23 protein-coding genes and 1 pseudogene are annotated in these 25,849 nt (G+C 63.9%); 16 read left to right on the top strand and 8 right to left on the bottom strand.

Features of this window, described 5'->3' with window-relative positions; all coding sequences use genetic code 11:
• The first annotated feature begins 58 nt into the window (after window positions 1-58).
• On the top strand, window positions 59-1,447 hold the full coding sequence (locus GWE18_RS06075) for a hypothetical protein (RefSeq protein WP_275184894.1): 1,389 nt from the start codon (window positions 59-61) through the stop codon (window positions 1,445-1,447).
• Here GWE18_RS06075 and GWE18_RS06070 read toward each other — a convergent pair.
• Both GWE18_RS06070 and GWE18_RS06065 read right to left on the bottom strand, forming a co-directional pair.
• Window positions 1,433-2,185, bottom strand: coding sequence for an alpha/beta hydrolase (locus GWE18_RS06070; protein ID WP_275184893.1), 753 nt, complete (start codon window positions 2,183-2,185; stop codon window positions 1,433-1,435). The genes GWE18_RS06075 and GWE18_RS06070 overlap by 15 nt on opposite strands.
• A gap of 56 nt (window positions 2,186-2,241) precedes the next feature.
• Window positions 2,242-3,399: a hypothetical protein gene (locus tag GWE18_RS06065; RefSeq protein ID WP_275185155.1), complete on the bottom strand. Its 1,158-nt coding sequence runs from the start codon at window positions 3,397-3,399 to the stop codon at window positions 2,242-2,244.
• 258 nt (window positions 3,400-3,657) lie between these two features.
• On the opposite strand from GWE18_RS06065, the gene GWE18_RS06060 reads away from it, so the two are divergent.
• A complete protein-coding gene (locus tag GWE18_RS06060; protein WP_275184892.1) occupies window positions 3,658-3,903 on the top strand; it encodes a zinc-finger domain-containing protein in 246 nt (81 codons plus the stop codon).
• A gap of 7 nt (window positions 3,904-3,910) precedes the next feature.
• Complete coding sequence (locus GWE18_RS06055) at window positions 3,911-5,113, top strand: FAD-dependent monooxygenase (protein ID WP_275184891.1); 1,203 nt, start codon at window positions 3,911-3,913, stop codon at window positions 5,111-5,113.
• Window positions 5,114-5,149: 36 nt separating this feature from the next.
• Here the strand turns inward: GWE18_RS06055 and GWE18_RS06050 are convergent, their stop codons facing one another.
• Window positions 5,150-5,572 carry a twin-arginine translocation pathway signal gene (locus tag GWE18_RS06050; RefSeq protein WP_275184890.1) on the bottom strand — a complete coding sequence of 141 codons (423 nt, stop codon included), beginning with the start codon at window positions 5,570-5,572 and terminating at the stop codon, window positions 5,150-5,152.
• A 694-nt stretch (window positions 5,573-6,266) separates the two neighbouring features.
• Here GWE18_RS06050 and GWE18_RS06045 point away from each other — a divergent pair.
• Complete coding sequence (locus tag GWE18_RS06045) at window positions 6,267-6,854, top strand: TMEM175 family protein (protein WP_275185154.1); 588 nt, start codon at window positions 6,267-6,269, stop codon at window positions 6,852-6,854.
• On the opposite strand, the gene GWE18_RS06040 is transcribed toward GWE18_RS06045, so the two are convergent.
• The gene (locus tag GWE18_RS06040) at window positions 6,851-7,585 is read right to left on the bottom strand and encodes a lysophospholipid acyltransferase family protein (protein WP_275184889.1); all 735 of its coding nucleotides are present in this window, start codon (window positions 7,583-7,585) and stop codon (window positions 6,851-6,853) included. The two genes, GWE18_RS06045 and GWE18_RS06040, sit on opposite strands and share 4 nt — an antisense overlap.
• Before the next feature lie 129 nt (window positions 7,586-7,714).
• On the opposite strand from GWE18_RS06040, the gene GWE18_RS06035 reads away from it, so the two are divergent.
• A complete protein-coding gene (locus GWE18_RS06035) occupies window positions 7,715-8,572 on the top strand; it encodes an alpha/beta hydrolase (protein WP_275184888.1) in 858 nt (285 codons plus the stop codon).
• Between the two features lie 52 nt (window positions 8,573-8,624).
• A complete protein-coding gene (locus tag GWE18_RS06030) occupies window positions 8,625-8,771 on the top strand; it encodes a hypothetical protein (protein WP_275184887.1) in 147 nt (48 codons plus the stop codon).
• 88 nt (window positions 8,772-8,859) lie between these two features.
• Here the strand turns inward: GWE18_RS06030 and GWE18_RS06025 are convergent, their stop codons facing one another.
• Complete coding sequence (locus GWE18_RS06025; RefSeq protein WP_275184886.1) at window positions 8,860-10,479, bottom strand: ABC transporter substrate-binding protein; 1,620 nt, start codon at window positions 10,477-10,479, stop codon at window positions 8,860-8,862.
• A gap of 279 nt (window positions 10,480-10,758) precedes the next feature.
• Here GWE18_RS06025 and GWE18_RS06020 point away from each other — a divergent pair, with 279 nt between their 5' ends.
• The 9 genes from GWE18_RS06020 to GWE18_RS05980 all read left to right on the top strand — a co-directional run bounded on the left by GWE18_RS06020 (window position 10,759) and on the right by GWE18_RS05980 (window position 22,007).
• On the top strand, window positions 10,759-11,889 hold the full coding sequence (locus GWE18_RS06020; protein WP_275184885.1) for a M20/M25/M40 family metallo-hydrolase: 1,131 nt from the start codon (window positions 10,759-10,761) through the stop codon (window positions 11,887-11,889).
• A gap of 403 nt (window positions 11,890-12,292) precedes the next feature.
• Window positions 12,293-13,234, top strand: a complete 942-nt coding sequence (locus tag GWE18_RS06015; RefSeq protein ID WP_275184884.1) for an ABC transporter permease — start codon at window positions 12,293-12,295, stop codon at window positions 13,232-13,234.
• Entirely contained in the window at window positions 13,234-14,124 is an 891-nt protein-coding gene (locus GWE18_RS06010; protein WP_275184883.1) for an ABC transporter permease, read from the top strand. The genes GWE18_RS06015 and GWE18_RS06010 overlap by 1 nt, the downstream gene beginning before the upstream one ends.
• 153 nt (window positions 14,125-14,277) lie before the next feature.
• Entirely contained in the window at window positions 14,278-15,918 is a 1,641-nt protein-coding gene (locus GWE18_RS06005) for an ABC transporter ATP-binding protein (protein WP_275184882.1), read from the top strand.
• Window positions 15,919-16,164: 246 nt separating this feature from the next.
• Window positions 16,165-17,700, top strand: coding sequence for a M81 family metallopeptidase (locus GWE18_RS06000; protein ID WP_275184881.1), 1,536 nt, complete (start codon window positions 16,165-16,167; stop codon window positions 17,698-17,700).
• 5 nt (window positions 17,701-17,705) lie between these two features.
• Window positions 17,706-18,878, top strand: coding sequence for a M20 aminoacylase family protein (locus tag GWE18_RS05995; RefSeq protein WP_275184880.1), 1,173 nt, complete (start codon window positions 17,706-17,708; stop codon window positions 18,876-18,878).
• Entirely contained in the window at window positions 18,871-20,295 is a 1,425-nt protein-coding gene (locus GWE18_RS05990; RefSeq protein ID WP_275184879.1) for an amidase, read from the top strand. The genes GWE18_RS05995 and GWE18_RS05990 overlap by 8 nt, the downstream gene beginning before the upstream one ends.
• A 147-nt stretch (window positions 20,296-20,442) precedes the next feature.
• Window positions 20,443-21,333 carry a crotonase/enoyl-CoA hydratase family protein gene (locus GWE18_RS05985; RefSeq protein ID WP_275184878.1) on the top strand — a complete coding sequence of 297 codons (891 nt, stop codon included), beginning with the start codon at window positions 20,443-20,445 and terminating at the stop codon, window positions 21,331-21,333.
• The gene (locus tag GWE18_RS05980) at window positions 21,330-22,007 is read left to right on the top strand and encodes an alpha/beta fold hydrolase (protein WP_275184877.1); all 678 of its coding nucleotides are present in this window, start codon (window positions 21,330-21,332) and stop codon (window positions 22,005-22,007) included. Before GWE18_RS05985 ends, GWE18_RS05980 begins: the two co-directional genes overlap by 4 nt.
• A gap of 602 nt (window positions 22,008-22,609) precedes the next feature.
• Here GWE18_RS05980 and GWE18_RS05975 read toward each other — a convergent pair.
• The 3 genes and pseudogenes from GWE18_RS05975 to GWE18_RS05965 all read right to left on the bottom strand — a co-directional run bounded on the left by GWE18_RS05975 (window position 22,610) and on the right by GWE18_RS05965 (window position 24,618).
• Window positions 22,610-23,584, bottom strand: a complete 975-nt coding sequence (locus GWE18_RS05975) for an NADPH:quinone oxidoreductase family protein (RefSeq protein ID WP_275184876.1) — start codon at window positions 23,582-23,584, stop codon at window positions 22,610-22,612.
• Entirely contained in the window at window positions 23,584-24,192 is a 609-nt protein-coding gene (locus tag GWE18_RS05970) for a 2-hydroxychromene-2-carboxylate isomerase (RefSeq protein WP_275184875.1), read from the bottom strand. Before GWE18_RS05970 ends, GWE18_RS05975 begins: the two co-directional genes overlap by 1 nt.
• 166 nt (window positions 24,193-24,358) lie before the next feature.
• Window positions 24,359-24,618 (bottom strand): annotated as a pseudogene (locus GWE18_RS05965) (hypothetical protein).
• Window positions 24,619-24,767: 149 nt separating this feature from the next.
• Between GWE18_RS05965 and GWE18_RS05960 the strand changes: the two are divergent.
• Window positions 24,768-25,790 carry a methionine synthase gene (locus GWE18_RS05960; RefSeq protein WP_275184874.1) on the top strand — a complete coding sequence of 341 codons (1,023 nt, stop codon included), beginning with the start codon at window positions 24,768-24,770 and terminating at the stop codon, window positions 25,788-25,790.
• Window positions 25,791-25,849 lie beyond the last annotated feature (59 nt).

The raw sequence follows: 25,849 nt of genomic DNA, 5'->3' as shown, positions 1-25,849 counted from the left end.
CCGGCGTCCGACTATTGGTGAATTTCGGCAGACCCGCCATTCGGCGGATGCTGCCCTGATGGGGGAAAGCCACACTAGCACGCAGGTATTGCGGGCGCGGACTGCTGCGGACTCGCGGTCGGCCTGGATCGCCGCCATCGCCATCCCATTGATGTTGCTGGCTCCCGCCCTGTGGAATGGCTATCCCCTGCTCCAGTGGGATACCGGCGGCTACCTGGCGCGGTGGTACGAAGGCTACCTGGTGCCCAGCCGCTCCACCACGTTCGGCCTCTATCTTCATTTCGGCGAAGATTCGAGCTTCTGGCTCAACCTCGGAATCAACGCGCTGGCGACGCTGTGGATCCTGCAGTTGACGTTGCGCGTGTTCGGCATGTCCCAGCCGTTGCGGCTCCTGGCCATGAGCCTCGTGCTGGTACTGACCACCTCGTTGCCCTGGCTGGCCAGCACGCTCCTGACCGACATTTTCGCCGGCCTGTCCGTGCTGGCGCTCTTCATCCTGGCCGCGCATGGGAAACGGACTTCGATCCCGGAAAAATGCCTGTTGTTCGGCCTCATTGCTTTCGCCGCGGCGACGCACAGCGCAACGCTCGCGGTGCTGCTCGGACTGTGCTGCATAGGCTGGATCGCGCGCCCTTTTCTGCGCGGGCGGATTTCCGTTGCCGGACTGACGCAGGGCAGCCTCACCCTCGTTGCGGGTGCAGCGATGTTGCTGGCGACCAATTACGCATTGTCCGGGAAGCTGGCGTGGACGCCCGGCGGTTATGGCGTTGCATTTGGACGGATGCTGCAGGACGGCATCGTCGCGCAATATTTGCGCGATCATTGTCCGAAGCAGAATTTCAAGCTCTGCCCCTATCGCGATCAGCTTCCGGCCACAGCAGACCAGTTCCTGTGGGGCAACAGCATGTTTAACAGGCTCGGCCGCTTTCAGGGACTGAACGACGAGATGAGCTTTATCGTGTTGCATTCGATCGCGGAGTATCCAGCCTGGCAGGCCAAGGCGGCGCTGACGGCCACAGTGCAGCAACTGGTCCAGGCAGGAACCGGCGAAGGCACCGATGGCTGGCTCGGCCATACCTACGGAATTGTCGAGCGCTTTCTTCCCGCACAGGTGAAGCCGATGCGCGCGGCACAGCAGCAGCGCCGGCATTTCGACTTCACCGCGATCAACCGGATTCACGTTCCGGTCGCGCTGGCGTCGATGCTGCTGGCCGCGATCCTGTTCGGCCACGGCGTGCTGCGCCGGCGGTTCGATGACCTCACTTTGCTCGCCGGAACGGTCACGTCAGCCCTGCTCGGCAACGCGTTCATCTGCGCCGTGATATCAGGTCCGCATGATCGTTACGGCGCACGCATGGCGTGGCTTGCCACCACGGTGGTGCTGATCGCCGCTATCCGGCATTTCACCGCTGACGAGGCGTCGCGCGATCGCTCATTGCCGGCGTGACAGAAAGTCGGTGACGCCGGTCTTGTAGACCTTGTCGCCGACCGCGCGCATGTGATCGCGGTTCGGAATGTCGAGCACCTCGGCGCCCGGAATGATTTTCCCTAATGCGGCCGCGGAGCCCGCGATCTCGTCTTTGGTGCCGACCGCGATCAGGACCGGCACGCTGATTGCCGCGGCCTCTTCCGATGTCATCAATCGCCGCGAACCGCGCAGGCAGGCGGCAAGCGCGCGGCGGTCGGAACGGGTCTGCTCGGCGAAAGCGCGAAAAGTCCGCCCAACCGGATCGGTGACGTCCTCCAGCGACGGCGCTTCCAGCGCTATGGCCACATTCTCGCCGGGGCCGCCGCCCTCGATCAGCCCGATCCCGATGCCGCCGAGGATCGCCGAGCGCAACCGCTGCGGCTGCTCGCGCGCCAATATCGCCGTCATGCGCGATCCCAGCGAATAGCCCATGATGTCGGCGCGCTCGATTGCCAGATGATCCAGCAGCGCGATGACGTCGCCTGCCATGATCGCAATTTCGTAATCAGCGGCATCGTAGAGCTTTTCGGAATCGCCATGGCCGCGATTGTCGAGCGCGATCACGCGCCGGCCGTCTTTCCTTAAGTCGGAAACCCAGGTCGGATAGACCCAGTTGACGTTCTTGCTGGAGGCAAAGCCGTGCACGAGAACGATCGGATCGCCCTCGCCTTCGTCGAGATAGGCAATTTCGACAGCGCCGTTGTGAAAACTCGGCATCATCAGTTCCACTTTTTTGGGGGATTGGAATGGGCGAGCTTGCAATGGCTGCAAGTCTAACCCTGCGCGACAACGCCCGCCAGAGCCGGGCCGGACGGCAAACCTGCCGCCGCCTGCTGTCTTAATCGCCGCGCCTTCTTGCGACGCAGCCACGCTTCGGTAGCCCGCTCGGTGGTCGCCTTGATCGACGACAGAAAACCGAAAAGCGCCAATAGCGCACTAAACACCCACATCGTGAGATTGAACGTCCCGGCAGCCAGCAGCAGCGCGCCGCGGCCGAGCACCTTCAGAATCGCGCGGGTCTGGCCGCCCTTGGATTCGGCAAGCCGCGCGGCGCGTGCGACGTCCTTCGGCCCTTGCGCGATGCGCAGCGTATCGAGCGCCCCGCGCGTGCCGGCTTTTTCACCGACGCGTCCGATGTCTTTCGCCAGCCGCACCAGCGCGCCGGCCTTCTCAGCACGGAACGCCGCCTTGATCGCGCTGATGGTCTGGCCGGGCCGCAACACCGAGCCCTTCGCGACCGCCTGCTGCAGCACAGGCGCATCGACGACCTCGCGCGCCGAGCGGCCGGCCCATTGCGTCAGCCCCTCGCCCAGCCGACCGAGCTTGCGGGCATCCTTGACCATGGAAAGACCGGCGCGCACCGGCCCCATGCCGCCAACGGATACATAGGTGGCGGCGGTCACGGCGAGGCCTACCGTGGCCAGGCCCAATATCAGCCGGTCCACTTCCTCGCCCGTCGCCAGATGCTTGCTTTCGCGCACGATGTCCCTGATGTCGCCGAACACGAAGAGATCGCCGGCGACCGTGCCCGACAGGCTCGCGACGTCGTCGGCATTGCCGGTCACCAGGCCCGTGGCAAAGCGTTTGGCAAAATGCGACGCCGAACCTGCCTCTGTCACGGCATCGCTGACGCGCTTCGACAGCTCGTCGCTGACGACAATGCCTTTGTCGCGGGCGAGCTCGACGAAGCTGCTCGCGAGATCGGCATCGCCCTCCGCGAGGGCCGCCTCGATATTCTCGGCGACCAGCGCCTGATTGCTCCGCAGGGCGGAACTGATGCGGATATCGGACAGCGCCGAGGGGTCGTCCTGCGCCGCCAGAATGGCGCCGGCCTCGCGGGCGTGCGGCCACAGCGCCGCGCACGCCGCCACGCTGAGCGCCAAGCATCCTAACGCACCTGCCAAAGCCGAACCGAGCCGCAACCGCCTCATCCAAAAACCTAATTTATCGTCTTTCTCAAGATGGTATGCCGTTTTTAAGACACAACTGCCCCGACGAAAGAAGGGCTTTTCTCCGACGACAAGATTGTGTCGAATTTGCATGAGCAAGTATGCGGCGGGGACCTCCAAGAATCGCTCAGGAATCGGCTCTAGGAATCATCGGCACCCCCCACTATGGTGCGCGGCATTTCGAATCTGCTGCGTTGCGTTGATTGCGTCCGCCCATCGCTGCTATCCAAGGTGAAACTGATGTCCGATCATGTCGTCCCGCATTTCCATAACGACGCCGGAGTCGCTGTAATCGAGATCGGCTCGCAGGAATTCATGTGCGTGGGCGCCAATCCGCCGTTCGACCATCCGCACGTGTTTCTGGACCTCGGCAACGACAACGAGATCATCTGCCCCTATTGCTCCACGCTGTACCGCTTTGCCGCCGACCTCGGCGCGGGTGAAGCCCGCCCGCCCGAATGCGTCCTGAAGGATAAGGTCGCCTGACCTTTCGGTGGCTGCCGCGCGCACCATCATCGTTGCTGGTGCCGGGATCGGGGGACTGACGGCAGCGCTTTCGCTCGCAGCCAAAGGCTTTCGCGTCATCGTACTGGAAAAGGCCGAACGGCTGGAGGAAGCCGGCGCCGGCCTGCAGCTTTCGCCCAACGCCAGCAGAATCCTGGTCGATCTCGGCCTGCGGCCGCGGCTCACGCCGCGCGCGGTGACGCCCGAGGCCATCAGTATCATGAGCGCGCGGGCGGGCGGCGAGATCGCCCGCCTGCCGCTCGGCGAGGCAGCCAGCCTCCGCGCCGGCGCGCCCTACTGGGTGATGCACCGCGCCGATCTGCAAGGCGCCCTGCAGGCCCAGGTCAACGACCATCCGGACATCGACCTGCGGCTCGGCTGCCAGTTCGAGGACGTGACCTTGCATGCCAAGGGGCTGACCGTGGTTCAGCGCCGGGGCGATGCGCGGCAACAGGAGCTGGCGGCGGCGCTGGTCGGCGCCGACGGCATCTGGTCGGCGGTGCGGAACCATCTGTTCCCGCAGGTGCAGCCGCAATTTTCCGGCCTGATCGCCTGGCGCGGAACTTTGGATGCGACGACGCTGCCGCGCGAATACACCTCGCCGCGGATCCAGCTCTGGATGGGGCCGGACGCGCATCTCGTCGCCTACCCGATCTCGGCGGCGCGGCAGATCAACGTGGTCGCGATCGTGCCGGGAACCTGGAACCGGCCGGGCTGGAGTGCGCCTGGCGACGCCAACGAACTCAAGAACGCGTTCGCCTCGCATCGCTGGCCGGCAACCGCACGGATGCTGATCGGCGCCGTCGACGGGTGGCGGCGATGGGCGTTGTTCACGCTGCCCGACATCGGCGAATGGACGGACGGCTCGATCGCACTGCTCGGCGATGCCGCGCATGCGATGCTGCCGTTTGCCGCGCAAGGCGCGGGGATGGCGATCGAGGATGCTGCTGTGCTCGCCAAATGTTTGAGCGAAAGCCCGGGTGACAATATCGCGGGCATCCCGGCGACGCTGAAGCGCTACGGCCGTCTGCGGCGCGGCCGCGTATTGCGGGTGCGGCGCGCCGCGCGGCAACAGGGGCGCATCTATCATCTCACCGGGCCGCTGGCGCTGGCGCGCGATCTCGCCATCAAGGCGATGGGCCCACAGCGCATGCTGGCGCGGCAGGACTGGATCTATGATTGGCGGCTGTGAGCGGAAACTCGAATTTCCGCTTGGAAAGCCCGTACCTTAATTTCCAGCACGACTCGCCTTCGGACGGTCGCCCTTCGCGGGAGCCGACGTGGTCGGCGCCGCTTCCGGCTTCGAGTCCTGGCACCTGTTCTTCTGCCAGGCTTCTTCGGCCAGCTTCGACTGTCCGCGCAACGCAATGTAGTCATTGCGATAGGCAAGCTCCGCCACCACGGATCCGGCGGCGCCGGTTTCGGCCTTCGTCATCAGACCCTGCAATTCCGCCGTGCGGGCGGCAAGGCTCTTGCGCTCCGGCTCGAGCTGCTTGCAATCGTAGAGATCGTATTTGGCCGGATCGGCGAAGGCCGGCGAAATGGTCTCGCTCATCCCGGCGCAGCCGGACAGGCCGGCCCCGAGCGCAACCAACGCCAGCGCGGCAAAGCAGCGCGAGAATAACCGGCAGTGGGACGGCGAGTTGGGCATCGGACCTTCGTTACGTGGATTACGTTGAGATTGCCTAAAACAGGCACAAGTGTCCGCATTGAGGCTTTGCTTTGGCAGACGCGCTCGCTTAAAGCAAAGGGTGCGTTGCGCCGGGGAACATGCCAATTCCACTTCTCCGGCAAACGCGCTAAGTATCTGATTTGGTAGTCAAAGCGGGCGTGGCGGAATCGGTAGACGCAAGGGACTTAAATGGTTGAGTGCCCTCGGGGAAACCTGGGGTGTAGAACTGCTCAAACTCGGGGAAACCGGTGACAGGCAATCCCGAGCCAAGCCCTGAGCAAATTTTGTCAGGGAAGGTGTAGAGACTAGACGGGCAGCACCTACGACGCGGACGCGTTATGGTGAAGGTATAGTCCAGACCCCAAACCGGGCCGTGCACAACGTGCGAGGTTCGGGCGGCGAAAGCCGTAGCAGGTAAGAAAATCCCTCGGTGAGTAATCACTGTGCCGGTTCGAGTCCGGCCGCCCGCACCAGCCTTCGCTCGCGAAGCGAGTGAAGGCTGGTGCGCCGAAGCCGACAGGCGAAGGCGGGCTTGTGTCCGCGAGCTACGGCTCGGCAAGCCACCGCCCTGACGGGCTACGCGTGGCGCAGCCATGCGGGCCCCGCAGGGCGAAGCGTGTCCGGCATAGCCTGAGCGAAGCGAAGGGCGACGACGGACCGTTGACACTGGGGGATCACATTGCCGCAAGTCGGTCTGTTCGAAATGCGCCGGCTGGAGATGCTGAGCAACACCATCTTCGGCGTTGCCATGACACTCCTCGCCTATGATCTGCCGAAGGCCAGCAGTTTCACCAGCGCGCCCGGCTGGCACGATGTAATGCGCGTCTACGCGCAACCCGTCATCGCGCTGACGATCAGCTTCGTGGTCGCCGGCCTGTTCTGGTTCAGCCATCACCGGCGGCTTGCGGTCGCGCCGGAAGGCGGACGAGGCGTGGTTTTCCTCAATCTGTTCTTCCTGCTGTCGATCATCATTCTGCCGGTGACGAACGGCCTCTATGGCAATTACCGGCTCGAAGGCGTGGTCGCGGTGCTCTACGGATTCCACCTCACCTTGATCGCTGCGCTGAACGCGCTGTTGTGGATTCTCGCCCTGCGGGGCCGCAGCGAACCGCCACTGCTGGCAACGGCGCTGGTCCCGCTCGTCGTGTTCGTGATCGGAACGGCCACAGCCTTCGTCGCGCCGAGGATTGCGCAGTTCATCTGGTGCCTGGCGTTCCTGGCACCGCTCGGCGGCTGGCTCGCGGCGCGGCGCGCGCGCTAGCGGACCTTCGCCTCACTCACCGTCAGCAACCGGCTCGCCTCTTCGGCAATCATCCGCTCCATCTTCTCCTGAAATTCCTTGCGCGGCAGGCCCGGCGCGATCGGCGGCAGGAACGACAGCGTGATCGTGCCTGGGTGCATGATCAGGGTCTTCTTGCCCCAGAACAGGCCGGAATTGCACGCGGCCGGCACGACCGGGACGTCGAGGTTCGTGTATAGGGCCGAGATGCCGGCCGACTGAAACCTCACGGGCTCGTCGATCGCCTGGCGCGTGCCTTGCGGAAACAGCAGCACCTGACGCCCCTCGCCGACCGCGCGCTTTGCTTCGTCGACCATTTGCCGCAGCGCATGGCGGCCTGCCGAGCGATCGACCAGGATCATCGGATAGTGCTCGAGAAACCAGCCGACCATCGGCAGCTTCCGGAGTTCCTTCTTGGCGACGATGCTGGCATCGGGGAAGATCACGCAGAGCGCCGCGGTCTCCCACAGCGACTGATGATTGCAGGCGATGATGCAGGGTCCGTTGGGAACGTGCTCGCGGCCCTCGACGCGATAGTCCAGCCCTATCACGTACTTCATCAGGAACAGGATGCCGTTGACCCACACCTGGGAGACCGCGCGCACCGTCGCGCTGCTCGCCTTGAACAGCGCCATGAACGGCACCGACAGCGAAACGACGACCGTCAGGATCACCACGGCGGCATCGAATAGTATCGACCTCAGATAATGCAAACGTTCCGTCCCCTCGGGCCTCTGGTGCGGCCTCCAATACAGCACTTTTCCCGGGTTGCACAATTCCGGCCGGCCCGCTGGAATATGTCCCACCATGGATCGGCCCGATTGCCTGTGCAGGATCGCCTCATGCCCGACAGCGAAAAAATCGCGATCGCGCCGCATCTCGTCTTCGATGCCATCACCGCGGGCGCACCCGGCGCGCCGCTGGTGCTGCTGCTGCACGGTTTTGCGGAATCGATGCATTGCTGGCGCGGCCAGGTCACAGCCCTTGGCGACATGGGTTATCGCGCCATTGCGCCGAACCAGCGCGGCTATTCGCCCGGCGCCCGGCCCGATCCGCGCGAGTTCTCGCACTACCTGATCGACCGCCTGATGGACGACGCGATGGCGATCGCGGCGGCTGCGGGTTATGGGGGTGCGCGTTTTCATCTTGCCGGCCACGACTGGGGCGGCAGCATCGCCTGGGGCATCGCCGACCGCCATCACGAGCGGCTGGCCTCGCTCACCATTCTGTCCAGGCCGCATCCGAATGCGTTCAACCGCGCACTGGCAACCGACGGCGAGCAGGCGCAACGCTCAAAGCACCACAAGGCATTTCTCGAAGCCGATGCCGCAGATATCGTGCTGGCGGACGATGCCAGATGGCTGCGCGAGCGTCTGGCCGCCAATGGCGTTCCCGCTGAGGCGATCGAGATGCATCTCGCCGTGCTCGGCAACAAGCAAGCGATGGAAGCGGCGCTCGCCTGGTATCGCGCCCGCGGCGCGATCCGCGGCCCGCTCGGTCCGATCCGCGTGCCGACACTCTATATCTGGGGCGATGCCGACGACACCGTCGGCCGCACCGCTGCCGAAGGCACGGTGGATTTCATCGCCGCGCCCTACCGCTTCGAAGTGCTGCCCGGCGTTGGGCATTTTGCGGCGGATCAGGCGCCGGAGCGTGTGTGCGAATTAATGCTGGAACATCTCGCCGCGCATCCGGTCTAAAGGAACGCACTGCCGATAAAAATGTTGTCATGCACAAAATGGAGCATGACAAATGGCCGACGAACAACATCAGGACAAGCCTGCCGCCACCAGGCGCAAACCGCCGCGGAATGAGCGGCCACCGCAAGCTCAACCGCCGCAAATCCAGCCGCCGCTTTTGAACGACGGACCGGAACTGGTGCGCGACAGCCATTGCTGAACGTTGACGGTAGCTGAACAAACGAAAACGCGACGGAGGACAACCTCCGTCGCGTTTTCTGTTGTCTGACCTGAACCGTCGCGCGCCCCTACTCGCTCTTGTCGATGTTCCAGAACACCGGCGTCGCCGGGCCGTCGACGATGCCGGTGAGCGATTTGCGCCAGCCGCTCGGGATCAGATACTGGCCGAGCGGAATGTAGATCACCTGTTCGTAGGCCTGCTTCTGGATGTCGGCAGCGATCTTCTTCTGCTCATCCGCAGAGCCGGAACGCGCAAACTTGTCGCGGAGTTCTTCGATCTTGGCATCTTCGGCCCAGCCGAACCAGCCGCCGTTCTTGCCGCGGCCGGAGACTGAAGCGTTGCCCACGGGATTGGAAACGTCGGCGGCGACCCAGTTGGTGAAGAACATGTTCCAGCCGCCTTCCTTCGGCGGCTTCTGGCTGGCGCGGCGGGTCACCACGGTCTGCCAGTCGGTGGCCTGCAGATCGACCTTGAAGCCGGCATCACGGAGCAACTGCGCTGCGACGATCGGCTGCGCCTTGAGCGTCACGACGTCGCCGGGCGCCATGATCACGATCGGCGTGCCATCATAGCCGGACTCGGCGAGCAGCTTCTTCGCCTCCGCCATGCCATTGCCCTTGACCAGGCTCTCGGCACCGACGTCGCTCGCCAGCGGCGTGTCGCACACAAAGATCGCACCGCAGAGCTTCTGATACTTGGGATTGCCGACCAGCGCATCGAGCACGTCCTTCTGCTTCATGGCCAGAAAGGCCGCGCGGCGAACCTTGACGTTGTCGAAGGGCGGATGGAGATAGTTCATCCGTCCCAGAGTCTGGAAGCCGAACTTGTTGAGAACGTCGACCTTGATGTCCTTGTTCGCCTCCAGCACCGGCAGCAAGTCGAACGGCAGATTCTCCATGAAGTCGATATCGCCCGACTGCAGGGCGTTCACCGCAGTCTGCGCGTCCGGCATGGTGATCCATTCGACGCGGTCGACCTTGACCACCTTGCCGCCAGAGGTCCAGCTCGGCGGCTCCTTGCGAGGCACGTAGTCGGCATTCTTTTCATAGACCGCCTTCACGCCTGGCTGGAACTCCGCCTGCACGAACTTGAACGGACCGGAGCCGACCTGCTCCTTGATCTGCTGCCCGGCCGGCGTTTCCGCTAGCCGCTTCGGCATCATGAACGGCGTGTAGGACGACGGCTTGCCGATCGATTCCAGCACCAGGCCGTAGGGCTCCTTCAGTTTCAGCGCAAAGCTCTTGGCGTCGATCGGCTCCAGGCTGGCGACGAAATCCATCAGCTTCTGGCCCATCGTGTCGTTGCGGCCCCAACGCTTCAGCGAGGCGACGCAATCTTCCGCCGTGACCGGCTGGCCATCGTGCCACTTCAAGCCGTCGCGCAGCGTGAAGGTGTAAGTCAGCTTGTCATCGCTGACCTTCCAATCGGCCATCTGCGGCTGGATCTTGAAATTGGAGTCGGTCGCCAGCAGCGTGTCGTAGACCATGTAGCCATGGTCGCGGGTGATGTAGGCGGTGGTGAAACCGGGATCGATGACGCGCAGGTCGGAATGCATCACCGCGGTGATGGTCTTGCCTTTCGCCATGACCTGCGACATCGGGGCCAGCGATGTCAGCGCCACCGAAAGCGCAAGCACCGACAGAGCGGATGCTATCGTGGGACGTTTCCAACGCATGATGTGGAACATTCGATTTCTCCTGACGTGAAACTGGTCAAAGCCCGCTGATTCATTATGCATGCGGTTCGTTATTTGGGCGAACTAACACGCTGTAAATCTTGGATATTTGAAGACTTGCATCAAGCGCGGGGCGCGTCAATCGGCTTTGATGGCGTGGCCGCCCCTTCGGATGCGCGCAGCCCCGCGTTCATGTTTCACTTTACAAATCCGCACGAGATCATTCTCGTATGCGGCGAGGCCCGGTGCCCGCTTGTTCGAAAACCAACATAAGAAAACCAAGAGAAGTCTATGAACCCAGCCAATCTTCCCTTTGATTCCGAGGCCATGCTGCAGGGGCTGCGCGGCTGGGTGGAATGCGAAAGCCCGACCTGGGACGCAAGCGCGGTCGAGCGCATGCTCGACCTCGCCGCGCGCGACATGGCGATCATGGGTGCGACCATCGAGCGCATCGCCGGCCGCCAGGGTTTTGCCGGCTGCGTTCGCGCCCGCTTTCCGCATCCCAAGCAAGGAGAGCCCGGCATCCTGATCGCCGGCCACCTCGACACCGTCCACCCGGTCGGCACGATCGAGAAGCTGAAATGGCGGCGCGAGGGCAACAAGTGCTTCGGCCCCGGCATCTTCGACATGAAGGGCGGCAATTACCTCTCGCTGGAAGCGATCCGGCAACTCGCGCGCGCTGCCTTTACGACGCCGCTGCCGATCACCGTGCTGTTCACGCCCGACGAGGAAGTCGGCACGCCCTCGACCCGAGACATCATCGAGGCAGAGGCCGCGCGCAACAAATATGTGCTGGTGCCGGAGCCGGGACGGCCCAATAACGGCGTCGTCACCGGGCGCTATGCAATTGCGCGTTTCAATCTGGAAGCCGTCGGCCGGCCGAGCCACGCCGGCGCGACGCTCTCGTCCGGCCGCTCCGCGATCCGCGAAATGGCACGCCAGATTATAGCGATCGACGGCATGACGACCGAAGATTGTACATTCTCGGTCGGCATCGTGCATGGCGGCCAATGGGTCAATTGCGTCGCCACCACCTGCACCGGCGAGGCCCTGAGCATGGCCAAGCGCCAGGCCGATCTCGATCGCGGCATCGAGCGCATGCTGGCGCTGTCCGGCAACAGCAACGATGTGACCTTTACCGTAACGCGCGGCGTGACCCGCCCGGTGTGGGAACCTGATGCCGGCACCATGGCGTTATACGAAAAGGCGCGCGGGGTTGCCGCGCAGATGGGCATCGAGCTGCCCCATGGCAGCGCCGGCGGCGGTTCCGACGGCAATTTTACCGGCGCCATGGGCATACCGACGCTCGACGGCCTCGGCGTCCGCGGCGCCGACGCCCATACGCTGAACGAGCATATCGAGGTCGACAGCCTCGCCGAACGCGGCCGCCTGATGGCGGGACTCCTGGCGACACTGGAGTAATGGATTGTTGAGGCGTAGCCCGGATGGAGCGAAGCGCAATCCGGGAGATACCGCCCCGGGTTTCGCTTCGCTTCACCCGGGCTACACTCTTACCGTCATTGCGATGAGCGAAGCGAGGAAGCAATCTGGAGTGATGGTGGTCTCTCCACCGTCATTGCGAGCGAAGCGAAGCAATCCATGGTGCCGCGTTGAGAAAGTTGGATTGCTTCGTCGCTGTCGCTCCCTTGCGCAAACGCGTTGCGTTTGTCGCAGGCAATGACGGTGGAGAGCTCTCTAACCGCTTAGCTGCATCGCAAAAAACGCAGGCGCAATGGCACGGGACTTGCTGAAATGCTACGCTGGCGGCTCGGAGATCACGTTCAGAACCGGCGCTGCCCAATTCACCCACAACTAACGGATCAAGATGCTCGGATATCTGCTTCGCCGCATTCTCGCCGCCATTCCCGTGATGGGCGTGGTCGCGCTGTTTGTGTTTCTCTTGCTGCGGCTGACGCCCGGCGATCCCGCCGCGATTCTGGCCGGCGATAATGCGACGCCGGAACAGCTCGATCGCATCCGCACCTCGCTCGGCCTCAATGAACCGCTCTACACCCAGTTCTTCACCTGGATCGGAAAGCTGCTGCAAGGCGATCTCGGCGTGTCGCTGATCTCGAACGTGCCGGTCTTGAAGATGATCAGCCAGCGCGTCGAGCCGTCGATCTCGATTGCCCTTTCCACCATCATCCTGGCGATCGTCGTAGCGGTGCCGCTCGGCGTCGTCGCCGCGTGGAAACACGGCACCTGGATCGACCGCTTCGTGATGGGGTTGTCGGTGGTCGGCTTCTCCGTGCCGGTGTTCGTGATCGGTTACATGCTGATCCAGATCTTTGCGATCGAACTGCGCTGGGTGCCGGTGCAGGGCTTCCGCAGCATCACGGCAGGCTTCGGCCCGTTCTTCGAGCGCATCATCCTGCCGACCTGCACGCTGTCCTTTATCTATGTCGCGCTGATCGCACGCATGACGCGGGCAGCGATGCTCGACGTGCTGGGGGAGGATTACGTCCGCACCGCGCGCGCCAAAGGCATCAGCGAGACCGGAGTGCTGCTGCACCACGCGCTGCGCAACGCCGCCGTGCCCGTCATCACCGTGATCGGAACAGGTTTCGCGCTGCTGATTTCCGGCGTCGTCGTTACCGAGAGCGTGTTCAACCTGCCTGGCATCGGCCGCCTCACCGTCGACGCCGTGCTGGCGCGCGATTATCCCGTAATCCAGGCGATGATCCTTCTGACGTCGCTGATCTATGTCACCGTCAATCTGCTGATCGACGTCGCCTACACCCTGCTTGACCCGAGGATTCGCTACTGATGGCGATCGATACCCTTCCCGAACCGTCAATCCCGGTCACCACGCCATTCCGGCCGAAACTGGGATTCCTCACGGCGACGCCGATCATTGCGGTCGCGACCGTGTGTCTCGCGCTGATCATCGCCATAGCCATTCTGGCGCCGCTGCTTGCGCCGCACGATCCGCAATTGCTGGCGCCGGCGCAGCGGCTGAAGCCATCAAGCGCGCAGTTCCTGCTCGGCACCGACGCTTATGGCCGCGACGTGCTGTCGCGCATCATCTATGGCGGGCGGATTTCGCTCCTGATCGGCCTTGGCGCGGCGATCTTCTCCATCGGCATCGGGCTCGTGATCGGCCTCGTCTCCGGCTTCTTCAGATGGGTCGACGCCGTGATGATGCGGGTGATGGACGGCCTGATGGCGATCCCAAGCATTTTGCTCGCGATCGCGGTGGTGTCGCTGTCCGGCGCCAGCCTGATGACAGTGATGGTCGCGATCACCATCCCCGAAATTCCGCGCGTAGCGCGGCTGGTGCGCTCGGTCGTGCTGTCGGCGCGCGAGGAGCCTTATGTGGAAGCCGCGATCTCGGTCGGCACCAGCCTGCCCAAGATCATGTGGCGGCATTTGATGCCGAACACGGTGGCCCCGCTGATCGTGCAAGGCACCTACGTCTGCGCTTCCGCCATTCTCACCGAGGCGATCCTGTCGTTCCTCGGCGCCGGCATCAGCCCGGAAACGCCGACCTGGGGCAACATCATGGCCGAGGGCCGCGCCTACTTCCAGGTCAAGCCGTCGCTGATCTTCTGGCCGGGCCTGCTGCTGTCGATCGCCATTCTGAGCGTCAACTTGATCGGCGATGCCGCCCGCGATGCGCTCGATCCGCGCATGAAGCAGCGCGAGGCCAGCAAATGACGGCTTCAATACAATTGAAGCCGTCATTCCGGGATGGTGCGCAAGCACCAGACCCGGAATCTCGAGATTCCGGGTTCGATGCGTCGCATCGCCCCGGAATGACAACCCCTGAACATCGCTGCGCTCCTCGCAATGACGGCTGAGAAATACAAGATGAAAGACATCGTTCTCGACATCGACAATCTCGTCGTCGGCCTCGGCAAGAATCCTTCCGGCCAGCGCATCATCGACGGCGTCTCCTTACAGGTACGCGAAGGCGAGACACTGTGCGTGGTCGGCGAAAGCGGCTCCGGCAAGTCCGTGACCTCGCTGACCGTGATGGGGCTCTTGCAGAAAGGCGCGCTGGTGCCCTCGAGCGGCAGCGTCAAGCTGGTCGGCGAGGAACTGCTGACCGCCAGCGACCGGCGGCTGCGCCAATTGCGCGCCACCCGGATGGCGATGATTTTCCAGGAGCCGATGACGGCGTTGAACCCGGTCGTCCCGGTCGGCCGTCAGATCGACGAAGTCTTGCGCGTTCATACCGATCTCGACGCCCGCGCGCGGCGCCAGAAGATTCTGGCGATGATGGAGCACGTCCGGCTGCCCGACGTGGAGCGCATCTTCGCCTCCTACCCGCACCGGCTGTCCGGCGGACAGCGCCAGCGCATCATGATTGCGATGGCGCTGGTACTCGAACCGAAACTCCTGATCGCGGACGAGCCGACGACGGCGCTGGACGTCACCACGCAGAAGCAGATCCTCACCCTGATCCGCGACCTGCAGCGCGATCACGGCACCGCGGTGCTGTTCATCACCCACGACATGGGCGTCGTCGCCGAGATCGCCGACCGCGTCGCCGTGATGCGCTACGGCCGGTTGGTCGAGACCGGCACGCTCGACGGCATCCTGCGCACGCCGGCGATGGAATACACCCGCAACCTGCTCTCTTCGGTGCCGAGCCTGGTGCCGCGGGCGCCGCGGGCGGAGACCGAAGAGCCCGTCGTGCTGGAAACCAACGAACTGGGCAAGGTCTATCGCGAGCGCTCCTTCTTCGGCAAAGCCCGCGAGGTCGCGGCCGCCAAGGACGTCACCCTTACCCTGCGCAAGGGCCGCACGCTCGGCATCGTCGGCGAGAGCGGCTCCGGCAAGTCGACCGTGGCGCGCTGCATCGTCCGCCTGATCGATCCCACTTCAGGCGGCGTGCGTCTTGCCGGCCGCGAGATCTCCGAGCTGTCACGGCGGCTATTGCAGCCGCACCGCAAGAAGATCCAGATCATCTTCCAGGACCCTTACCGCTCGCTCAATCCGCGCGTCACCGTCGGCGAAACCATCGCAGAGGGCCCGATCAATTACGGCATGCCGCGCGCGGAAGCGCTGGCAAAGGCGCGCGAACTGCTCGAACTGGTCGATCTGCCGGCGGATGCGATCTCGCGCTACCCGCATCAGTTCTCCGGCGGCCAGCGCCAGCGCATTGCGATTGCGCGCGCGCTGGCGCTCGATCCCGACGTTCTCGTTGCGGACGAAGCCGTGTCGGCGCTCGACGTCTCCGTGCAGGCGCAGGTGCTCGAACTGCTCGACGAAATCCAGCAGCGGCTGGGTATTGCGCTGCTGTTCATCACCCATGACCTCCGTGTCGCCGCGCAAATCTGCGACGACGTCGCCGTGATGCAACATGGCCGGATTGTGGAACAGGGCCCGGCGGCGCAGGTGCTGACCCATCCGCAGCAGGCCTATACCCGCGCCCTCCTCGATGCCGCGCCGGGACGAGGCTGGGATTTTGCCAATTTCCGGCCGGTGGAAGTCGCGGCTGAATAATCAAGCTCACCGTCATTCCGGGGCGATGCGCAGCATCGAACTATGGGACGCCCTTGCGCCCCTGAGAATCTCGAGATTCCGGGTCTGGTCCTTCGGACCATCCCGGAATGACGAGCTCTCAAATTCGTTTTGCTTCGCGTAGCTATTCCGTACCACGCGGCATGCAAAACGGAATTGCTTCACTGCTTGCGCTTGCCACGATGTCCCGCTTAACGTCCCCCAACCAAAATCACTGGCTGAGGTAAAATGACTCGCATCGCCGTCGGCGGCTTTCTGCACGAGACCAACACTTTCGCGCCGACCAGGGCGACCTACCAGGATTTCGTTCACGGCGGCGGCTGGCCGGCGATGGCTCACGGCTCCGATGTGCTCAAGGTCATGCGCAAGATCAATGTCGGCCTTGCCGGCTTCGTCGAGGCGGCCGAAGCCAATGGCTGGGAGCTGAAGCCTACGATCTCCGCGGCCGCCAGCCCATCGGCGCACGTCACCAAGGATGCCTTCGAACGCATCATGAAGGAGATGGTCGACGGCATCGCTGCGGCCGGACCGATCGATGCCGTCTATCTCGATCTGCACGGCGCCATGGTGACCGAACATTATGACGACGGCGAAGGCGAAATTCTCGCCCGCGTGCGCAAGGTGATCGGCACCGATCTGCCGCTGGTCGCAAGCCTCGATCTCCACGCCAACGTCTCGCCCGAAATGGTCGCGCATGCCGATGCACTGATCGCCTACCGCACCTACCCCCACATCGACATGGCCGATACCGGCCGCGCCTGTGCAAGACACCTGGCGCTAATGCTCAAGACGAAGCAGCGTTTTGCAAAAGCGTTCCGGCAATTGCCGTTCCTGATCCCGATCAGTTGGCAATGCACCAACGACCAGCCGACCCGGGGCATCTATGAAAAGCTCGCCGCGCTCGAAAGCGACGCGGTGCCGGCGCTGTCCTTTGCGCCCGGCTTTCCGGCGGCGGATTTCGCACATTGCGGCCCGAGCGTGTTCGCCTATGGAAAGACGCAGGCCGACGCCGACGCCGCAGCCGACAAGATCGTCGCGCTCGTTGAGAGCCATGAGGACGATTTTGATGGCCGCATCTATTCGCCCGATGATGGCGTGCGCCTCGCCATGGAGCTGGCGAAATCGGCGACCAGGCCGATCATTATCGCCGACACCCAGGACAATCCCGGGGCCGGCGGCGATTCCGATACCACGGGCATGCTGCGTGCGCTGGTACGCAACAAGGCGTCCCGTGCCGCGACCGGTGTGATCTACGATCCGGAGTCGGCTAGGGCCGCGCATGCGGCGGGCGTCGGCGCCACGGTCACGCTCGATCTCGGCGGCAAGTCGGGCATATCAGGCGATGCGCCATACAAGGAAACTTTCGTCGTCGAAAAGCTGTCGGACGGAAAGTTCGTCGCGCCAGGCCCCTACTACGGCGGGCGCGACATGGACATGGGGCCGTCGGCCTGCCTGCGCATCGATGACGTCAGAGTGGTCGTCGGCTCCTACAAGGCGCAGCTCGCCGATCAATCGATGTACCGCTATGTCGGCATCGAGCCGACCGAACAGAAAATCCTGGTCAACAAGAGCTCGGTGCATTTCCGCGCCGATTTCGAACCGATCGCCGAAAAACTCCTGATCTGCGCCGCCCCCGGCGCGATGCCGGCCGATACAGCTACTCTCCCCTGGACGCGGCTTCGTCCCGGCATCCGCATCAAGCCGAACGGCCCCGCCTTCACCCCATCCGCCCCATTACGCGCAACCGCTTCAGTCACGGGATAACAGACATGCCCACTATCGAACGCATCGACGGCTATGCCGAGGAACTCACCGCCATCAGACGCGATCTGCATGCCCATCCCGAGATCGGTTTTGAGGAAGTGCGCACCTCCGGCATCGTCGCGGAGAAGCTGAAGGGATGGGGCATCGAGGTCCACCGCGGCCTCGGCGGCACCGGCGTGATCGGCGTCCTCACGGGCAAGGGCAACGGCGGCAAGCGCATCGGCCTGCGCGCCGACATGGACGCGCTGCCGATGGAGGAGAATACCAACCTGAAATGGCGCTCGACCATTCCCGGCCGCTTCCACGGCTGCGGCCATGACGGCCACACCACGATGCTGCTCGGCACCGCCCGCTATCTGGCCGAGACCAAGAATTTTGACGGCACCGTCCATTTCATCTTCCAGCCGGCCGAGGAAGGCTTGGGCGGCGCACGCGCCATGATCAAGGACGGCCTATTCCAGAAATTTCCCTGCGACGAGGTCTACGGGCTGCACAATGCGCCCGACCTGAACTACGGCGAGATCGCGATCCTGCCGGGACCGGCGATGGCCGGCGCCGACTTCTTCGACATCACCATCCAGGGTTACGGCGCGCATGGCGCGATGCCGGAGCGGTCGAAGGATGCGGTGGTGATCGCGACCACGCTTGCGCAGGCGCTGCAGACCATCGTTAGCCGCAACGTCGATCCCCTGAAGGCGGCCGTGCTGTCGGTCACCCAGATCCATGCCGGCTCTGCCAACAATGTGATCCCCGGCGACGCCAGGCTTGGCGGCACCGTGCGCGCCTTCGACGACGGCGTGCGCGCGCTGGTCCGCGACCGCATGCGCAAGATCTGCGCGGGCGTTGCCGCGACGTTCGAGTGCGAAATAGCCATCGACATCCGCGACACGTTCAGCGTCCTCGTCAACAAGGAAGAGCAGTCCAGGGTGGTCGAGGCGGTGGCGAAGACCGTGGTCGATCCGTCCAACGTCTTCACGCGCGCGACGCCGAAGATGGGAAGCGAGGATTTCGCCGACATGATGCAGGTGGTGCCCGGCGCCTATTTCTGGATCGGCCATGACGGCTCGGTGCCGGTGCACAATCCAGGCTACGTGCTCGACGACAAGATCCTGCCGATCGGCGCCAGCATGTTCGCCCGCATTATCGAAACCCGACTCCCGGTAGGTTCGCATGCATAAACCAGCCCCCGAGGAAGAAGTCACCTCGCTGCACGACCTCTCCGCCACCGACCTGATCGCCGGCTATCGCGCCAGGCAGTTCTCGCCGTCGGAAGTGCTGGACGAAGTGATTGAGCATGTCGCGGCGTGGGAGCCGCACATCAAGGCGCTCTATTTGTTCGATCCCGACGGCGCTCGCGCTGCCGCGAAGGCTTCGACCGATCGCTGGCAGAGGGAAGAGCCCGCAGGCGCGCTCGACGGCGTGCCTGTTACCATCAAGGACAATATCGCGACCAAGGGCCAGCCGATCCCGCTGGGTGCTGCCAGTGTCAGGCTGGTACCGGCAGAGAAGGATGCGCCGCCCGCCGCGCGGTTGCGTGAATCCGGCGCCATCATCTTCTCCAAGACGACGATGCCGGACTACGGCATGCTGTCGTCCGGCCTTTCCAGTTTCCATCCCCTCACCCGCAACCCGTGGGACCTAGCCAAGAATCCCGGCGGCTCCTCCGCCGGCGCAGGCGCGGCAGCCGCGGCCGGTTACGGCCCGCTGCATCTCGGCACCGACATCGGCGGCTCGGTACGGCTCCCGGCCTGCTGGTGCGGTCTCGTCGCGCTGAAGCCGAGCCTCGGGCGCGTTCCGATCGATCCGCCCTATGTCGGCCGCGTCGCAGGTCCCATGACCCGCACCGTCGACGATGCGGCGCTGATGATGTGCGTGCTGGCGAAACCCGATCGCCGCGACGGCATGAGCCTGCCGGCCGACAGCAGCATTCACTGGAAGACACTCGATAAGTCACCGCGCAAGCTGCGCATCGGCCTGATGCTCGATCCCGGCACCGGCCAGCCGCTTGAGCAGGAAGTGCGAAGCGTTGTCGTCAGTGCGGCCAAGGCGTTCGAATCCGCCGGCGCCGTCGTGACCGAAGTCGACGGCATTTTGACGCGCGAGATGCTCGACGGGCTCGATAATTTCTGGCGGGCCCGGTTGTGGGACGATCTTTCGAAACTGTCGCCCGAGGAACGAGGCAAGGCGCTGCCCTACATCCTCAGATGGGCGGAGGCCGGCGCAAGACTTTCCGGCGTGGACGTCATCAGGGGCTTCAACGCCACGATGGCGATCCGCGCGGCGGCAGCAAAGCTATTCCACGACCTGGACTATGTAGTTTCTCCGGTATCGCCGGTGGTGAACTTCCCCGCCGAATTCGCCGCACCGATCAACGACCCCGACAAGCCGTTCGAGCACATCGCCTACACCGTGCCGTGGAATATGTCGGAGAATCCGGCCGTCTCGATCAATGGCGGTAATGACAGCAAGGGCTTCCCGATCGGCGTGCAGATCATCGGCCGCCGCTTCGACGATCTCGGCGTGCTCGGCATGGCCAAGGCGTTCGAGGGCCTGCGCGGCCCGCAACGGCCATGGCCATCGCCGCCGAAGGCGTAGATTCTGGATACCCCCGTCATGGCCGGGCTTGTCCCGGCCATCCACCTCTTTACGCTGTCGATGGACAGAAAGACGTGGATGCCCGGCCCAAGGCCGGGCATGACGATGCGTTGAGCAGTCAAACAAGAACATAAGGAAGGAACCCCTATGGCGTATGAGACCATCACGTACGAGGTCGACGATCAGATTCTCACCATCACACTGAACCGGCCCGACAAGCTCAACGCCTTCAACGGCACCATGCAGCAGGAATTGATCGCCGCGTTCGATGCGGCCGACAAGGATGACAATGTCCGCGCGATCATCGTGACCGGCGCGGGCCGCGGCTTCTGCGCCGGCGCCGATCTTTCCTCCGGCGCCAACACGTTCGACCGCGACGCGCGGCGTGGGCCGGTGAAGCGCCTCGCCAATGGTTTGGTCGACTACAGCGATCCCCAGGTGCGCGACGGCGGCGGCCAGGTGACGCTGCGGATCTTCAAAAGCCTGAAGCCGGTGATTGCGGCGGTGAACGGCCCTGCCGTCGGCATCGGCGTCACCATGCAGCTCGCGATGGATATCCGTATCGCCTCGGAGGCCGCGCGCTTCGGCTTCGTGTTCTCCCAGCGCGGCATCGTGCCGGAAGCCGCCTCGAGTTGGTTCCTGCCGCGCATCGTCGGCATCTCGCAGGCGCTGGAATGGTGCTATTCGGGCCGCGTCTTCCCGGCGCAGGAAGCACTCGCCGGCCGCCTCGTCAGCAAGGTGGTGCCGCCGGACGATTTGCTGCCGACCGCACGCGCGCTCGCCAAGGAATTCGCCGCCAAGACCGCGCCGGTGTCGGTGGCACTGATCCGGCAGATGATGTGGCGCATGATGGGGGCCGATGACCCGATGGAAGCCCACAAGGTCGACAGCCGCGGCATCTACGCTCGCGGCCGCTCGGAGGACGTCAAGGAAGGCGTGGTGTCGTTCTTGGAAAAGCGCCCGGCGCAATTCAAGAACAAGGTTTCCAGCGACATGCCCGACTATTTCCCCTGGTGGACGGAGCGGGAATATAAGTGAGCGACCGGCCGGCTTCGGCCGACGCGACGCGAGACGGCGTCATCCTGCTGCATGGCATCAGCAGGACGGCGCGATCGTTTCGAAGAATGAAGACGGCAATCGAGGCTGCCGGGCTGACGGCGCTTAACCTGGACTATGCGAGCCGCCGAAGGGCGCTCGAGGCGCTGGCGGAGGACATCCATCCTTCCATCCAGCGCTTTGCCGATGGCGTCGCCGGTTCCGTCCATTTCGTGTGCCATTCCATGGGTGGACTGCTGGCACGCGTCTACATCGCTCGACACCGGCCGCAGCGTCTGGGCCGCATTGTAATGATCGGCACGCCGAACAGCGGCAGCGAGATCGCCGACCGACTGAAGAATTTCGGACCCTACCGCACCTTCTTCGGACCGGCGGGACAGCAACTCGGCACCCAGCGCGACGCCGCCATCGAAGCGCTGTTTCCGCCGGTCGACTATCCCGTCGGCATCATCGCCGGAAACCGTTCGATCTATCCGATCGCCTCGGCATTCCTGCCGAAGCCGCATGACGGACGGGTGTCGGTGGCGAATACCAGGCTCGACGGCATGACAGGTCACATCGTGATCGGTGCGTCGCATCCCTGGCTGGTGCGAAATCGCGTTGCGATCGAGCAGACGATTGCGTTTGTTCGAACCGGCAGCTTTCGCGAGATCTAGCCGAGGCACGCAGGTCTACGCTAGGGTCGGTCGATCGGTGGCGGGCAAGCTAACGTCGCACGTCGCTTTTTGATCCATGTTCATTGAGCATGGAGCCGCGCTCCCGTCCCGCTGCAATTGCGACATCGCCCTGCGATATTGTCATCCAATCCAACTACCGGACCGATACCGATGCGCTTTCGCCTGCGGATGCTCATTTTGGCACCCCTCGTCCTCGCCGGCTGTGCCGATCGGGAGGCCGAATGGGCGCGGCGAGGCCGGGAGAGCCTAGTTGGTCTCGACCAATCGGCGATCCGCATGTGTGCCGGTCTGCCCACGGGCACGACAAAGGACGGCCGTGGCGAAATCTGGATGTATGAGCACGCGACCAGTCCTCCCGGCGGGGTACTGCCCCCCACTGTTACAATCCCGCCCGGGCTAAACATCGGCGGCCAGCCTCCAACAGGCTACTGTCGCGTTCAGCTCCGCTTCGTCGCTGGCAAGGTCGCGCAAGTACAGTATGCCGGTGCGACCGATATCGGCAACGCACAGGATGCAGCCTGCGGTCAGATCGTACGGACGTGCTTGCGATATGCCGAAGCGCGGTGAGGAAACCTCCGTTGTCATCCCATGGTGAGAGCCACCCTGCCGATCGCCTTGCGGTCGATCAACAGCCGCATCGCCTTTGCATAATCCTCCAGCGGCAGCCGGTGTGAGACGTTGGGCCGGACCTTTCCCGCTTCCGCCCATTCGGTCAGGGCCTTGATCCTGACCTCGCCGAGCGCAGGGTTTCTCCGCACTGCCTCGCCGGCGCGGACGCCGAGCACGCTGGCGCCCTTGATCATCAACAGATTGGTCTTCGCGAGCCCGATGCCGCCGGTAAAGCCGATGACCAGCAGCCGCGCGCCCCAGTTGATACAGCGCATCGAATTCTCGAACGTTTCGCCACCGACGGGATCGAACACCACATCCGCGCCCTGGCCGTCGGTGATGCGCTTGACGGCGTCGCGGAACGGCTCGCGGTCGTAGCGGATGAGATGATCGGCGCCCCTCGCTTTCGCAATCGCAAGCTTTTCGTCGCTCGAAGCGGTTGCGATCACGGTCGCCCCAAGCATCTTGCCGATCTCGACAGCGGCGAGACCGACGCCGCCCCCCGCGCCGTGCACCAGCAGCACCTCGCCCGGCTGAAGCCGGCCGCGATCGATGAGCGCGTGGTAGGCCGTGCCATGGCCAGCCAGAAACGTCGCGCCCTCCGCGTAGTCGAACGTCGACGGCAGTCTTACGAGCTGCGAGGGGCTAGCGACCGCCTCATCGGAATAGGCGCCGTGCCGCATCTTGACGATGACCCTGTCGCCGACTGCGACGCCTTCGGCCGCGTTGACCTCGACCACGTTGCCGGCGGCTTCGACGCCCGGCGTGAACGGCAGCGGCGGCTTGAGCTGATACTCGCCCGCCGCCATCAAAATATCGGGAAAATTGATGCCGGCTGCGCGGACAGCGATGCGCACCTGCCCAGGCGCCAAGGGCGCCGCAGCAAAGGTTTCCAGACGCAGGCTCTCGGGCGGACCGAGCTCGCGGCAGACGACAGCTTTCGGCATCAGGCGGCCCGCGCTTTCACCCGCTCCAGCGCTTCGCGGATCAGCGGCATGCGGTCGTTGCCGAAATACATGTCGGTCTTGTCGACGAAGATCGTCGGCGAACCAAAACCGCCGCGCGCCATTACCTCGTCCGTATTGGCCTTGAGCTGGTCCTTGATCGCCTGCTGGCCTATACCGTCGAAGAATTTGACGTGGTCGATGCCGGCCTTCTTGCAGACCTCAGTCAACACCGAATCCTGCGAGATGTCCTTGTCGTCGCCCCAATAGGCCTCGAACACGGCGGTGGCGAACGGCACCATGTCCTGGCCAAGCCAGACGCAGCCGCGCATCGCCTTGACGCTGTTCACCGGGAACACCGTGGGCGGCATCTTGATCGTAAGCCCCGCCGAGCGCGCCCAGTCGGCGAGATCCTTCTTCATGTAGCGCGCTTTCAGCGGCACCGGCGTCTCGCGCTGCGCATAGACGCTCGGGTTGACCGTATTGAAGATGCCGCCGACCAGGATCGGCCGCCAATTGATCTCGACGCCGAGCTCTTTGGCGAGCGGTTGGATGTTGTGAAAGGCCAGATAGGTCCAGGGACTGGAGCAGTCGAAGAAGAATTCGAGCATGGGATTTTTCCTTGTGATTGGTTTTCTTGATCCTCATCCTTAGGAGCGCTCAACGCGCGCGTCTCGAAGGATTAAGGCCCGTCTGTGGCCTCATGGTTCGCCCGGCGATGCGCAGCATCGTCCGGAGACGGCGCTGCGCGCCTCCTCACCACGAGGGGTTGCAGTGTCACTTCCTCCCCGCCAGCTCCTTCGCGCGCTGCCCGAACATATTCCGCCGCGCTTCCTCGTCGAACGGCTCCTTCACGAACTTGCCGATCGCAAGACTCGCCTGCACCTTCGACCGGGCGCGAACCTCAGCGTACCAGCGCTTGACGTTCGGCTCGCCGGCCCGGATGTTGACGGGACCTGATAGGGAAGCCCGAGTTCCTCCAGCATGATCGAGATTTTCCAGCCGTTAGGCGTCGGCGCGTAGTGCAGGTCGATCATGGCTCCCCTTGCCTCGCCCCTTCCTTGCGCCCTAGCCAGGATTTTGCTTGAAGACGTGCTTCGCGCTTTTGGACGACTTTTGTTGTTCTGTACCTCGATCATAAGACATGGCAGACAGGCGCTCAATCACGACCAAACGGGAGGCTCCCATGCTGTTTCCAACCACGATCGCAGGCTCATTGCCGAAGCCGGAATGGCTGGCCGAGCCGAATACGCTGTGGGCACCCTGGAAATCAAAGGGTGACGAGCTCGCCCGCGCCAAGCGCGACGCCACCATGCTGGCGGTCAAGCTGCAGGAAGATGCCGGCGTCGATATCGTCACCGAGGGCGAGCAGGCCCGCCAGCATTTCGTCCATGGCTTTCTGGAGAAGGTCGAGGGTATCGATTTCGCCCACAAGGTCGAGATGGGCATCCGCAAAGACCGCTACAAGGCGATGGTGCCGCAGGTCGTTGCGCCGCTGACGCTGAAGGGCCGCGTCCATGCCGACGAAGCCCGCGTCGCCCGCACCCACACCACCCGCAAGCTGAAATTCACCCTGCCCGGCCCGATGACCATCGCCGATACTGTCGCTGACCAGTACTACGGCGACAAGGTCAAGATGGCCTTCGCCTTCGCCGAACTCCTCAACAACGAAGCCAAGGCGCTGCAGGCCGACGGCGTCGATGTCATCCAGTTCGACGAGCCCGCTTTCAACGTCTTCATGGACGAAGTCTCCGACTGGGGCATAAGAGCGCTGGAGCGCGCCGCCGAAGGCCTGACCTGCACCACCGCCGTTCACATCTGCTACGGCTACGGCATCAAGGCCAATACCGACTGGAAAGAGACACTTGGCAACGAGTGGCGCCAATACGAGGACATCTTCCCCGCGATCGCCAAGAGTCCGATCCAGCAGGTCGCGATCGAGTGCCGCAATTCGAAAGTGCCGCTGGATTTGCTGGCGCTGCTCCCGGGCAAGGTCGTCCAGGCCGGTGTGATCGATGTCGCCAGCGACACGGTGGAGACGGCGGAAGACGTCGTGAAGGTGATCGAGGCCGTGTCGAAATTCGTGCCGCTCAGCAACATCGTCGCGACCACCAATTGCGGCATGGCCCCGATGCGGCGGGATATCGCGGAAGCGAAGCTGGCGGCGCTGGGTGCGGGGGCGAAGCTGGCGCGGCAGAAGCTGGGGTGACGTTTCCGTTCCCTCTCCCGCAAGCGCCCGCAAGCGGGAGAGAGGGCAGACCGCGCAAA

The sequence above is a fragment of the Bradyrhizobium sp. CSA112 genome (assembly GCF_029051645.1).
GTDB lineage: Bacteria > Pseudomonadota > Alphaproteobacteria > Rhizobiales > Xanthobacteraceae > Bradyrhizobium.
This window is presented reverse-complemented; position numbering and strand designations above follow the sequence as displayed.

What these genes read in the sequence shown, in the direction of transcription:
- GWE18_RS06075 (WP_275184894.1), top strand. Translation starts at nt 59, where the DNA reads ATGGGGGAAAGCCACACTAGCACGCAGGTATTGCGGGCGCGGACTGCT.
- GWE18_RS06070 (WP_275184893.1), bottom strand. Translation starts at nt 2,185, where the DNA reads ATGCCGAGTTTTCACAACGGCGCTGTCGAAATTGCCTATCTCGACGAA.
- GWE18_RS06065 (WP_275185155.1), bottom strand. Translation starts at nt 3,399, where the DNA reads ATGAGGCGGTTGCGGCTCGGTTCGGCTTTGGCAGGTGCGTTAGGATGC.
- GWE18_RS06060 (WP_275184892.1), top strand. Translation starts at nt 3,658, where the DNA reads ATGTCCGATCATGTCGTCCCGCATTTCCATAACGACGCCGGAGTCGCT.
- GWE18_RS06050 (WP_275184890.1), bottom strand. Translation starts at nt 5,572, where the DNA reads ATGCCCAACTCGCCGTCCCACTGCCGGTTATTCTCGCGCTGCTTTGCC.
- GWE18_RS06035 (WP_275184888.1), top strand. Translation starts at nt 7,715, where the DNA reads ATGCCCGACAGCGAAAAAATCGCGATCGCGCCGCATCTCGTCTTCGAT.
- GWE18_RS06030 (WP_275184887.1), top strand. Translation starts at nt 8,625, where the DNA reads ATGGCCGACGAACAACATCAGGACAAGCCTGCCGCCACCAGGCGCAAA.
- GWE18_RS06025 (WP_275184886.1), bottom strand. Translation starts at nt 10,479, where the DNA reads ATGTTCCACATCATGCGTTGGAAACGTCCCACGATAGCATCCGCTCTG.
- GWE18_RS06020 (WP_275184885.1), top strand. Translation starts at nt 10,759, where the DNA reads ATGAACCCAGCCAATCTTCCCTTTGATTCCGAGGCCATGCTGCAGGGG.
- GWE18_RS06015 (WP_275184884.1), top strand. Translation starts at nt 12,293, where the DNA reads ATGCTCGGATATCTGCTTCGCCGCATTCTCGCCGCCATTCCCGTGATG.
- GWE18_RS06010 (WP_275184883.1), top strand. Translation starts at nt 13,234, where the DNA reads ATGGCGATCGATACCCTTCCCGAACCGTCAATCCCGGTCACCACGCCA.
- GWE18_RS06005 (WP_275184882.1), top strand. Translation starts at nt 14,278, where the DNA reads ATGAAAGACATCGTTCTCGACATCGACAATCTCGTCGTCGGCCTCGGC.
- GWE18_RS06000 (WP_275184881.1), top strand. Translation starts at nt 16,165, where the DNA reads ATGACTCGCATCGCCGTCGGCGGCTTTCTGCACGAGACCAACACTTTC.
- GWE18_RS05995 (WP_275184880.1), top strand. Translation starts at nt 17,706, where the DNA reads ATGCCCACTATCGAACGCATCGACGGCTATGCCGAGGAACTCACCGCC.
- GWE18_RS05990 (WP_275184879.1), top strand. Translation starts at nt 18,871, where the DNA reads ATGCATAAACCAGCCCCCGAGGAAGAAGTCACCTCGCTGCACGACCTC.
- GWE18_RS05985 (WP_275184878.1), top strand. Translation starts at nt 20,443, where the DNA reads ATGGCGTATGAGACCATCACGTACGAGGTCGACGATCAGATTCTCACC.
- GWE18_RS05975 (WP_275184876.1), bottom strand. Translation starts at nt 23,584, where the DNA reads ATGCCGAAAGCTGTCGTCTGCCGCGAGCTCGGTCCGCCCGAGAGCCTG.
- GWE18_RS05970 (WP_275184875.1), bottom strand. Translation starts at nt 24,192, where the DNA reads ATGCTCGAATTCTTCTTCGACTGCTCCAGTCCCTGGACCTATCTGGCC.
- GWE18_RS05960 (WP_275184874.1), top strand. Translation starts at nt 24,768, where the DNA reads ATGCTGTTTCCAACCACGATCGCAGGCTCATTGCCGAAGCCGGAATGG.